The sequence below is a fragment of the Mesorhizobium sp. M7A.F.Ca.CA.001.04.2.1 genome, from assembly GCF_003998485.1.
In the GTDB taxonomy this organism is placed as follows: Bacteria; Pseudomonadota; Alphaproteobacteria; order Rhizobiales; family Rhizobiaceae; genus Mesorhizobium; species Mesorhizobium ciceri.
On record NZ_RZQT01000172.1, the window covers coordinates 1 to 10,613 of the forward strand.

Below are 10,613 nucleotides of genomic sequence, written 5' to 3' on the forward strand. Positions count from 1 at the left end.
CCGAAGTAGAGCTTTCCGGTGCCCCAGGTATTTTCATAGCCGCCCGCCGAGCCGCCATGGTCGAAAACGGAGACGAACAAGCCATCCTCTCCCTGGTCCTTGATCACCGCCGCTGTCACCCGGGCAACTAGGTCTAGCGCATCGTCCCACGACGTGGGCTGCATCTGGCCATAGCGCCACACCATCGGGCTGGTGAGACGCTGCTGCTGCGAGCCGCGGGCCGTCGAGTAGCGCAGTTCGCCCATGCGGGCGCCCCGGACGGACCCGAGCCCGGAATTCACCACGCAATCGTGGTCGGGCTTGATGACGATGTGCACGTCCTGGCCGTCCTGCTTGACGACGTTGTACATGGATGGCGCATACCAGGCGTCGGTTTCGGCGGCTTGCTGCTGGGAAAGGTCGACCCCGAAAGCGTTGGAAGCGGCATCGGTGCCGCCCTGCTTGTTGGTCGGCCAGGTGTAGGCGTGATAACCGCACCCGACGATGCAGTAGTGGCAGGTGACGTTGTGTTTCTTCGCGTCGGCCGGGATGATCGGCAGGCGGTCGATGTGACGTTTGTAAGCCATGATCCGATCCTCCCTTAAAGTACGTTGCTCAGGCGGCCATAAAGAAGCTCGTCGACCCCCTCGGCATAGATGTCGCCCTTGGCGTCTATGCGCAGCGCGTATTGGGGAAGGTTGGCCGTCGACTGGCCCCAGATCTGCTGCCCTCCGGCATCCGCATCGAAGCGCGAATAGTGGCCGGGACAATTAAAGGAGTGGTCGTCGGCGTTGTAGTTGAGCGGGAATCCCTTGTGCGGGCAGATCGTAGAGAAACCGACGATATCGCCTTCCGGTCCCGCGCCGCCTTCCACCTTCGTTCCGAGCTTCAGCAGCACGCCGGGCGCGTTCTCGTCTGGATAGCTGACGTCGAGGGGTTCGTTCGGCTTCAGATCAGCGACGTTGGCAAGCTTGTTCGATGGGTATTCGACGAGTGCCAGCCCCGGTGCAGCCTTCGCCTGAGCCTGCAGGGGCAATGCCACGGCTGTGGCCATTCCCGCGGCGGCAAACGCTCCTCCCCTTAGAAATTGACGGCGGCCGACGTCGACCAGCTTGTTGCAGCGATCCATGCGTTCCTCCTTGGCGAAAATCTCGTCGCCAAGGGCTGTGCAACCCCTGTGCCAACCGGAAAACCGTCGATTGCATTAGAGAAAGTGAAGGAAACCCGCCCACCAGAGGTCCGCCACGTTCGGAAATGCGGACATGCTGCGCTGCCGAAGGTTCAGGAAGTCGAACGGTCCAAGGCCCCGCGCATTCGTGGCGCATGCCGAACATTACCAACTATCAACGCAGAGGAGCGTATTGTCATTCCGTGTTCAGAACCACCGCAACGGCCGTCAATTTGGTACGGTCATCGCCGCTCAACGCAGCCAGACTCCTTGCGATGGCGTCCCCTCCAGACGTCGCCTGCAATTGCATGCGCGTCGGATCCCGCTTTTCGTGCATGCAATCGACTTCGAACTGGGTCAGGCCATCAGCCAAGCTGATGTGGCGCGCAGCGCGCTGAACCATAGACTTCGGGCCTTTCACTCCAGCATGGGCAACGAAATCGAGCGCCGAGCAGAGATGTACGTCAATCAGGTCGAGCAGTTCTTCCGCAACGCCTGCTATTTCGTTCCGCTTGACCACCTCGCGATGGTGATAGGCTTGGTTTCGGGCCTCTCGAACCCGCTTAAACTTGCCCTTGAAGACGGCTTCGTCCAGCGGGGAGCCATTCAGGAGCACAGACGGGAGCTTTCCTTTTATCACCGCCCATTGTTCATGAATCAGCTCTTCGACATCTGACATTTTCGCCAGGCTCAGCACTTCGTGGCCAGTAGCATTGTCGAGTATGCCTCGATCCAGCCGATCGCCCTCCACGTTCTTGATGAGGTTCTCGATCACTCTGCCTGTCCCATGAGTGATCGGAATCTTGTTGATCGATTCTACTTGCTCGGCCCTGCCGAGCTTGTCCAGTTCGCGTAATCTCGCGAGATGGGGAAGCCACCAACGCATGGTGCGAAACTGCTCTTCCATCCAAAAGGCAAGTTTCGTTCTATATGCCGATTCAAAAATGTGCAGGATGGGATAGAGGCTAGCCTGCTCTGCCAGCTTACGGTGGTACACCTTGTGAAGTCGGGTCGGCAGATCCGTTTGGTCTTTCCGTTTTGCCACGGCGCGAAGCTCCTTCAGCGAGTGACGGAGAAGTTCGATGTTGGAACCCGGCATGAAACGGCCTATGACATCGATCTGGTCTGCTGGAGGGGTTGCCTGCAAGGCCTCATCGAGGAGTTCACGTAGGGTGCGCGCGTGAGGCATTTCGGCATTCGCCTTAATCAAGAATTGCGATTGCATCCTTTAAGTGCTTGACTTCTCCGGCTGCAAGCGGCATTTTACCTCCACTCTGGTCACGATGCCCTTTGGGGGGCTGTGCCTACTCGCGAGGACGCGGTCGGAGTCTAAAGCAATTCAGCGAGACAGCAGAGCCCCTTTCGGGGCTCTTTCTTTTTTCAGCGGGACCCCATCCGAGCGAGGGATGGTCGCTGGGCTATCTTTCCCGGTCTGCAATCCCAAACCTGTTCATTTTCTCCCACAAGGTCGTTCGGGATATCGCAAGCAGCGTAGCTGCCTTCGCAATTTGGCCCCCCGTCTCGTCGAGCGCTCGTTCGATTTGACGCCGTTCGGCTGCATCCCGAACATCGGCGAGAGGAACGAACGCAGAGCTTCCGGCTTTGGCCACGCGCTCCGGGAACAGGTCACCAGGCATTATCCACTCGCTGGTCGACAGAGCGACCGCCCGCTCCACGCGATTCCTGAGTTCCCTCACGTTGCCGGGCCAAGGATGGCTCAGTGCAGCCTCTTCAGCCAGCGCGCTGAACCCCCGAATGCGCGTGTCCGAGCGGCTGGCCGCGTTTTCGAGGAACCTGTCCAGAAGCCATGCGATATCCTCGTGCCGCTCGCGCAACGGAGGAATTGTCACGGGCAGCACCGCCAACCGGAAATAAAGGTCTTCCCGAAAACCCGAGGACCCTCCGTGACGCGCAAGGTCTCTATGGGTAGCTGAAACCACACGGGCGCGGAACGTGCAGGCCGTTTCTCCGCCGACACGGTTGAAGCTGCCTTCCTCTATCAGCCTTAGGAGCTTCGCCTGGAGGGCCAGCGGCATGTCGCCGATTTCGTCGAGAAACAGCGTACCCTTGCCCGCCCGCTCTGCATAGCCGAGGTGCCTTTGCTGGGCCCCGGTGAAAGCCCCCTTCTCGTGGCCGAATATCTCGCTTTCGAGGAGGTCGGCCGGGATCGCCGCGCAGTTGACGGCCACGAACGGCTCTTTGCTTCGCGGCGAGATTTCGTGCAGCAGCCTCGCCGCCATCTCCTTGCCTGATCCGGTCTCCCCCGTGATCAGCACTGGCAGGTCATGGGCCGCATACCGACGCAGGAGGTCCTCGGCGTGCTGGATGGCCGGCGATTCGCCGAGGAAATAGCCTTTCTGCCGCAGCTGGCTGTGCGTTGTCCGCCGCCCGGCGTCGATTCGCCTCAGGAATTCGTCCATCGCGAACGGCTTGGTCATGAAATCGACGGCGCCGGATCGCATCAGGCGGACCGCCTGGTCGATTTCGCCGTACCCGGTGACGAACATGAAGGGCGGCGAGTTCGGCTGGTTGGCAAGTTCGTTGAAGACGGTCTCGCCGGATATGTCCGGCAGGCGGACGTCGCAGATCACCAGGTCTAGCGAACCTGAAAGCCCGCCTATCCCGGAGATTGCCTCCCGGCCGGACTGCCACCATGTCACCCGCCAGCCTTCGAGTTCCAAGCGTTGGACGATCGAGCCTCCCATCACTGGATCGTCCTCGACGAGGCCTATGCGGGCTTGATCAGGCTGCATTGGCTTTCTTGACCTCCCCTTCGAACGGGATGGTCAGCATCACCGCTGTCCCCCCGTCTTTTTTTGCGACGATGCTTGCGCTCCCGCCGAGATCGTCGACCACGCGACGCACCATCCATAGACCCAGCCCGCGGCCTGCCCTGACCGCGGGTCCGGGATCGGGGTCGATGAGCACCGCAGCGATATCGCCGGGCATTCCCGGCCCCTGGTCGCCGATCTCGATAGTCAGCACGTTTCCAGCGCGGTGCGCTCTCAGCGATATAGAACCGCCTTCGGGCGTGATCGTGCTCGCATTGAGAAGGAGGTTCAGCACCGCCTGGCGAACGGGCCCGCCCCTGATCGGCAGTTCCCGCTCGCCGCTCCAGCCGACGTCACAGTCCAGCCGCTGCCGCCTCCTGTGCAGTTCAGGCTTCAGCAGCAAGCGGACGTCGTCGAAATCGTCGGCGGTCAGCGGGCGCTGCGACCGTTCCGGGCGGTATGTCGCAAGCGCGGCCTCGACCACGTCCCGTATGCCTGCGAGGCCCCGCTCGATCAGGCTGATCGACGTCTCGCGCACTCCGGGAGTCTGGCCATGGGTCTTTAGCGTGTCCAGGGCATTGAACAGGCCGCCCAGCGGGTTGTTGATCTCATGCGCCATTCCGGACGCCAGCCTTCCCAGGCTGGACAGCTTTTCTTCCTCGGCGAGCTGCATGGCGAAGTTCGCGCGCTCGCGTTCGGCATGGACGAGCATGTTGTAGCCGCGAAACAGCCCCGCGACTTCCGAATCTCCCTCCGGGATGTCGCTGGACGCAATCGGCTCGGCTGCCCCATGCGCCGCCGAGCGCATATGGTTCTCAAGGACCCGCATGGGAGCGATCATCCTCCGCACGAGCAGGAAGCCGCCGAGGGAAAACAGGATGGCCAGAACGCCGTTCGTCACCAAGAGCGTAACCAGAATCTCGCGCCGTTCGGCGAACAGGTGAGACACGTCGAAGGTCGCGTGAATGGCGCCGATAGGATGGCCTTGATAGATCAGGTCCCGCTTGGCGAAGCCCGTCAGCGTGGAACCGTCGATCGTCACGATCCCGGGACCGTAGCGGTTCAGGTAGCGTTCCGGCAGCTGCGAGAACGTGGCTATCCGGGTCGGATCGGTCGCGGCGAGGACCCGGCCGTCCGCCCCGGTGACGACAGTTTCGATCGGAGACAACGCCTCGTAGGACGACGAGGACCTGTCGAGCGCATCGTAGACTTCCCAGACATCGCCCCGCAGCACAGCCGGCACGACGGCCGACGACAGGCCATCGAGGTATGTCTCCGCGAGCCCGTCCAGAAAACCCTCCTGAGTCCTGGACAGGCGGTCGAGAACGCGTTCTGAGATGGTGGCGCTGATCACGACCATGAGGATCGCTACCAGCGCGGGCACGCGGTATGAGACAGGAATCGAGCGCAGGCGGCTGAAAAGATTCATCCGAACTGCCTCACGATTTCGACTTCGGCCGCGATCGTGTCGAAGAGCGAGGGGTCGGTTGCCAGAAATCCGTCAAGTCGAAGAAGATCGAGAACCTTCTGTCCCTCGGGATCGCCCTTCATGGAAACGAGAGCCTGCCGCAGGGCTATCACCCTCGGATCGGCCGCCAGGGATTTGGGCGAAGCGACCGGAGGAAATCCCAGCCATTCCGAACTGCGGACGATTCTGGTTTGCTTGATCAGATCAGGCTCTGTCTCGCGCATCACCTCGTAGACATAGCCGTCGACGCTGCCCGATTGCGCCAGGCCGGAAGCCACTGCCCGGACGACATTGCGGTGTCCGTAGGTAAAGAAGCTCCGTGAGAAGAACTGCTCGGGCAGGAGCTTGTTCTTCGCCAGAAGCGTTCGGGTTACAAGAAATCCCGAGTTCGAATCCGGGTCGGAAAACGCATGAACATCGCCTTTGAGTCCGGTCCAGTCCGCGACGGCCCGGCTGGTGGCGGCGATCATGTAAGATTGGTAGAGCGGCTTCCCGTGCCAGACCGGGGTGGCCACGAGATCGAGAGCGGCCTTGTACTGGACATAGGGATAGCCGCAGATCCAGGCCGATTGAATCTGGCCCGATACGAGCAGCGAGGTGATTTCCTGATAGGTCCGACGCGTCACGAGTTCGACTGGGCTGCCAAGCCTGGATGACAGGTACGCCTGCAGGTGGCCAAGCAGCTCAAGGTCGTTGGACAGGAAAACCGGGGTCAGGCCGAATTGAAAGGGCTGGACGTCAGCCCGCGATTTTCGGGACAATGTCAGCAGCCCCAAGCCCCCTAGAGCAGCTTTGAGGACTTTCCGCCGACCGGATTCGATCTGGGTTGGCACGAATGCCTGCCTTCATTATATGAGGCCCCCAATGTATCCAGAGATACGGATACGTGCGAGATGTATGAAAAGAATAGCGGTGCAGCACACCTAAGCCAATCATTGCTGATTAGCTCCAATTTTACCTGCAAAGGTCGCCAAGGTCGTTATTAACACGCGGACATAATGTCGGCTGGCTTTGGCGGCTTTATGGGCACGACCATGCGCTTTGCGGTGGCCGCTGGCTACTTCCGCACGATCCATTCCTGAATTCGGAATCGACGTCATTGCTAACGCCCGGCTCGGATCATGGCCCGCGCAATTGCGAGCTGTGTTTCCATCCTGGCGTTCTCTTTCTGGGTCATATTGTCGACGGCAATCAGCCTCTTCAGCGCCCGCAAGGTCTCGCCTCGCGTCCAGCCTACTTCCAACATGCAGTCGATGATCGCCTGAAAACCCGGCTCCATGGCCTCCTGGCAGTCGAGCGGGCGATCTGCGTAATCCTCTTGTTGCTTCGGTGGATTGATCATTTTCACTCCATGTCCGGCACATCGCCATCGGTGAAAAGCACAGTCGGCGGCCCATAGTCGCCAAGCGCCGGGTCGGCGTCGCGACTCCATGCTATGACACCGACATGCTTTCCCGCCAGCGCCTTTGCCGTCCGGGTAGCTCGGTCCTCGCTCTGCTGATCTGTCGGGCCGTATGCAGTGAACAACTCGCCATCGTCGCCGCGGTCGAACGCAACGACCACGATCAGCTTCGGCTTCTTCTGACCAGGCAGGACATGTTCGGACATTCAATGCACCTTGTCGGAGTGGAGATGCATTTCGATCTTGTTGAGCGCCTTTGTCAGGACTTCGACCGCCTGCAGATTGACGGCAAAGTCGAAGTTGCCTTGCGCCGTCTCGAATATCAGAACGCCGAGGTCTCGTCGTCGACCAGCATGCCCATCCCAATGCCGATCGGCATATATGGCGGTTTATCTGGCATGGCCTTTCTCCTTCACAGGTGACGGTCCCCGTGCTCGCGGTGTTCAAGGCAATACCAATGCGACGGCTGTCTCGGCCGTGCGAAACCGAACGGCGCGCCCTTGGCGCATCCAGCAAACTCGCAGACGTGGTTTTCGATCCGCGAGCGCTCACGCGGAACCGCTGACATGCCTTCGGCAAGCCTGGCGGGTTCGTCACTCATCCGTATCGCCTGCCAAGAGGCGGAGCATTCAGCGCGTCGAGTTGATCTTGAAGGCGGCCGTTGAGCACAATCATCTCTTTCAGCGCCTTCATCGCGTCGCCCTTGTGCTTGGCGACGAACTTGTCAGCGACGGCCTGCAACGCCGCCTCCTGGCGGCTGTCCAGCGTGATGATGTAATCCATGACGATACCTCCCGCTGTTTAGAACAATGAGCCCTGCGCCGCCTGTTGCGGAACCTTGATCTGCGTCGCTGGCTTGTCGACGATCACAAGAGCATCATCGGGTGCGGTGCGCTGCAGACGCTTTGCTTCCGACCAAGGCGCGGTAAGCCAGGTCTCGATTTGTTCTGGCGTGGTCAGCATCACCGGCATGGCCTTCTCATGGATGCCAGCGACTAGGTCGTTGGGTTTGGTCGTCATGAAGCCGTAGACCTCGTGATCGCCGGGGCCGTCCTTGACCTTGCGCACGCCATGCCATGGTGTCCAAAGGCCGGCAAAGAAGAAGAGCGGTCTGTTCTCGTCGACGGCAAACCAATAGTTGCGCTTGATGCCTGTTTCCGGGTCCATCTCAGTCGGGTTGGGACTAGGCTCCGCGAAGCTGGTCACCGGAACAACGCATCGGTGGTCGACGCCGACATATTGCTGCCAGTGGGCGTACTGTGGATTGCGCACGTTCGTGGTGCCTGGGTCGGAATTGCCCCTGACGCGCTCCAACGGCGTCGGCATGCCCCAACGGAGACTGGCAAGCTCGCGCTGGCCGTCCGATGCGTTGCGGACTACCGGCCCGAATTGGTTGGGATAGATATCGATCGACGGTTCCATGTTGCCAAGAATGTCACGCAGGGCACCTGTGAACTGGCGAATGGCTTCTTGCGACGTGGTGATGTTGTAGAGATTGCACATGTCCTGCCCCTAATGACGTACGCCAGCCTTCTTGCTTTCTCTCAGATAAATGTCGGTCTGTTCGCGCATGGCGTCCGAGAGCGACAAGGCCAGATCGAGGTCTTCCGGATAAATGGCCAGGATCCAACAGGCCGTCAGCTCGGCGATTGCCTGCTTCTGACTGACATCGGATAGGCCGCGCATTTGCTTGCCCATCTTGCTGACGGCCCGGTGTATGGCAGGCCGTTCGCGCTTTACGGTGGCATAAATCTCAGGCTGCTCGGACTCGGTGACGATGACCGACTTCATGGGAGTGTCTCCAATTTGCCGACAGTGAACAAAATGAGAACACCAGAGTCAAGAGCCCCTTGACCAACAGGAATATGTTCCTCATTTCAAGGCATGCCCGAGACCTATGCGCCGAAGCATCGCGACTACCCGCTGTCGAAGCTGAACGACACCATGCGCCTGGTGCGCGTGCGGTGCCGCTACTGCAAGCGGCTGCACAATTATGCGCCTTCCGATCTCATCCAGATATTCGGCGACGTCGACGTCGACTCCTTGGCCTTCCGGATCAAGTGCGAGAACGGCAAGGACCACGGCAGGCTGGAGGTCGAGGCGTTCGTGCCAACAGGACGCGAAGCGGTCGGCTTGCGCATCCGCCGCCTCGTGGCAATCAAGATCAACCGCGTGCCGATCTGGCGCGAAGATCCGGCATAGGGGACAGCGATGGCTTATCCCCAATCCGCGGCGATCGTCTCAGCCTGACGTACAACAAGGTCGACGGCAGCCTTCTGCAGGTCCGGAGGGTAGCCATACCGGGCAAGCAGCTTTCGAACCTCTATACGCATTTTGGCGCGGACGCCTTCCTTCCGCGTCCAGTCAATGGTCGCCGAAGCGCGGATCGTCTGGACGAGCAACTGCGCAAGTGTCCGCAGCGTCTCGTGCGCCATCAGTTCCTTTGCCGATCCGTTCTCCGCCAGCGCCTCGTAGAATGCTATCTCTTCTTCGGAGAGGCCCAGTTCGCGGGCGCGCGCGGCGTTCTCTCGGATCTCGTTGGCAAGGTCGATGAGTTCCTCGATAACCTGTACGCTGTCGACGGCGCGGTTATGGTACTTTCTGAGAGTCTCGTCGAGCCGCTCGCTTAATTTGGTAGATTGGACAATGTTAGTCCGTGCGTGCGATCTGATCTCATCAGCAAGCAGTCGCCGAAGGGTTTCGATCGCGAGGTTTTCGTGCCTGCTGCCACGCACCTCGGCTAGGAATTCCTCGGAGAAGATCGAAAGATCGGGCTGCTCAAGGCCAGCAGACTGGAAGACGTCAAGTATCCCATCAGCCATCACCGCGCGCGAAAGGAGTTGGCGGATGTCGCGTTCCACCGTGGCGCGGCTGCGTCCCCCGCCAGACGTGTACTTCACCAGGTTCGCCCTGAGGGCCGCGATCAACGCGATCTCATTCCGCTTCGCCGTGACCCGCTCCTCACCGGCGCTGATCGCATAAGCGACCTCGAGTTTCAGAGCGACGTCGATGAAGGCGTCGCGTTGCTGGGTCGACAGAAGGTGCTCGAGGCACTGCTTGAGAAGCGTAAGGCGCTGAACAGGACTTGCCCCAAAGAAGGAACGCCACGGTGCGCCTTCCAGGAACGCCAATGCGCTTTCAAGATTTGTAAGCGTCTGCCGAACCGCCTCGTCGGCGTCCATCCGCACCTGATCGCGATCGCCCTGGGTGTATTTCGAAAGCGCTGCCTTCAGTTCGGCTCCGATGCCGAGATAGTCAACGACCAAGCCACCTGGCTTATCCCCCCAGACGCGATTTACACGCGCGATGGCCTGCATAAGGCCATGCCCCTGCATCGGTTTGTCGACATAGAGCGTGTGAAGCGAAGGTGCATCGAATCCTGTCAGCCACATATCTCGGACAATGACCAAGTCGAAGCCGGACCCCGGCTTCTTGAAGCGATTGGCGAGAGCTTCCAGCCGAGACTTCGTGCGAAGGTGCGGTTGCAGCGAAGCAGGGTCGTCAGAGCGGTTCCCAGTAATGACTACCTTGAGCATACCGATGGTGTCATCGCGCGCTTCGGCAGAAACCCAGTCAGGACGCAACTTGGCAATCTCGTCATAGAGCATCACCGCGACTCTCCGGCTGATCGCGACAATCATTCCTTTGCCGCCAGCCATCGCCTCCCTTCGTTTCTCGAAATGCGCGACGACGTCTGCCGCGATTTCTTCCACCCGGTCCGGGGCGCCGACGACCTCATCGAATCTCGCGAGCTTGCCTTTGATCCGCTCGACGGCAGCGTCCTCGCCTTCCGCAAGTTCCTCCGCCAATGTGTCGAGTCGGACC

The 10,613-nt window shown here is 60.3% G+C and carries 13 protein-coding genes and 1 pseudogene; 2 read left to right on the forward strand and 12 right to left on the reverse strand.

Features of this window, described 5'->3' with window-relative positions; translation table 11 throughout:
* The 8 genes and pseudogenes from EN955_RS31145 to EN955_RS31180 all read right to left on the reverse strand — a co-directional run.
* Positions 1 to 566: pseudogene (locus EN955_RS31145) on the reverse strand (arsenite oxidase large subunit); the annotation flags it as partial.
* A gap of 14 nt (positions 567 to 580) precedes the next feature.
* Complete coding sequence (locus EN955_RS31150; protein WP_024505037.1) at positions 581 to 1,108, reverse strand: arsenate reductase (azurin) small subunit; 528 nt, start codon at positions 1,106 to 1,108, stop codon at positions 581 to 583.
* Between the two features lie 235 nt (positions 1,109 to 1,343).
* A complete protein-coding gene (locus EN955_RS31155) occupies positions 1,344 to 2,372 on the reverse strand; it encodes a hypothetical protein (RefSeq protein ID WP_024505038.1) in 1,029 nt (342 codons plus the stop codon).
* A gap of 193 nt (positions 2,373 to 2,565) precedes the next feature.
* Positions 2,566 to 3,900 (reverse strand): sigma-54 dependent transcriptional regulator, encoded by a 1,335-nt coding sequence (locus tag EN955_RS31160; protein ID WP_024505039.1) that lies wholly within the window; start codon positions 3,898 to 3,900, stop codon positions 2,566 to 2,568.
* The gene (locus tag EN955_RS31165; protein ID WP_024505040.1) at positions 3,890 to 5,347 is read right to left on the reverse strand and encodes a HAMP domain-containing sensor histidine kinase; all 1,458 of its coding nucleotides are present in this window, start codon (positions 5,345 to 5,347) and stop codon (positions 3,890 to 3,892) included. Before EN955_RS31165 ends, EN955_RS31160 begins: the two co-directional genes overlap by 11 nt.
* Positions 5,344 to 6,219: a PhnD/SsuA/transferrin family substrate-binding protein gene (locus tag EN955_RS31170; RefSeq protein ID WP_127218578.1), complete on the reverse strand. Its 876-nt coding sequence runs from the start codon at positions 6,217 to 6,219 to the stop codon at positions 5,344 to 5,346. The genes EN955_RS31165 and EN955_RS31170 overlap by 4 nt, the downstream gene beginning before the upstream one ends.
* Before the next feature lie 269 nt (positions 6,220 to 6,488).
* Positions 6,489 to 6,728: a hypothetical protein gene (locus EN955_RS31175; RefSeq protein WP_024505042.1), complete on the reverse strand. Its 240-nt coding sequence runs from the start codon at positions 6,726 to 6,728 to the stop codon at positions 6,489 to 6,491.
* A 2-nt stretch (positions 6,729 to 6,730) separates the two neighbouring features.
* The gene (locus EN955_RS31180) at positions 6,731 to 6,994 is read right to left on the reverse strand and encodes a hypothetical protein (protein WP_024505043.1); all 264 of its coding nucleotides are present in this window, start codon (positions 6,992 to 6,994) and stop codon (positions 6,731 to 6,733) included.
* A 24-nt stretch (positions 6,995 to 7,018) separates the two neighbouring features.
* On the opposite strand from EN955_RS31180, the gene EN955_RS34950 reads away from it, so the two are divergent.
* Positions 7,019 to 7,210: a hypothetical protein gene (locus EN955_RS34950; RefSeq protein ID WP_155924987.1), complete on the forward strand. Its 192-nt coding sequence runs from the start codon at positions 7,019 to 7,021 to the stop codon at positions 7,208 to 7,210.
* Between the two features lie 175 nt (positions 7,211 to 7,385).
* On the opposite strand, the gene EN955_RS34955 is transcribed toward EN955_RS34950, so the two are convergent.
* Genes EN955_RS34955 through EN955_RS31200 form a run of 3 tightly spaced genes read right to left on the reverse strand, consistent with a single transcriptional unit; the run spans position 7,386 to position 8,579 of the window.
* Complete coding sequence (locus tag EN955_RS34955) at positions 7,386 to 7,571, reverse strand: hypothetical protein (RefSeq protein WP_024505045.1); 186 nt, start codon at positions 7,569 to 7,571, stop codon at positions 7,386 to 7,388.
* Between the two features lie 18 nt (positions 7,572 to 7,589).
* Complete coding sequence (locus EN955_RS31195) at positions 7,590 to 8,291, reverse strand: SOS response-associated peptidase (protein WP_024505046.1); 702 nt, start codon at positions 8,289 to 8,291, stop codon at positions 7,590 to 7,592.
* A 9-nt stretch (positions 8,292 to 8,300) separates the two neighbouring features.
* Positions 8,301 to 8,579, reverse strand: coding sequence for a hypothetical protein (locus EN955_RS31200; RefSeq protein ID WP_024505047.1), 279 nt, complete (start codon positions 8,577 to 8,579; stop codon positions 8,301 to 8,303).
* Between the two features lie 93 nt (positions 8,580 to 8,672).
* On the opposite strand from EN955_RS31200, the gene EN955_RS31205 reads away from it, so the two are divergent.
* Positions 8,673 to 8,990, forward strand: coding sequence for a hypothetical protein (locus EN955_RS31205; RefSeq protein WP_024505048.1), 318 nt, complete (start codon positions 8,673 to 8,675; stop codon positions 8,988 to 8,990).
* A gap of 14 nt (positions 8,991 to 9,004) precedes the next feature.
* Here EN955_RS31205 and EN955_RS31210 read toward each other — a convergent pair.
* Positions 9,005 to 10,613: type I restriction enzyme endonuclease domain-containing protein (locus tag EN955_RS31210; protein ID WP_127223520.1), on the reverse strand; the 1,609-nt coding region annotated here is incomplete at its 5' end.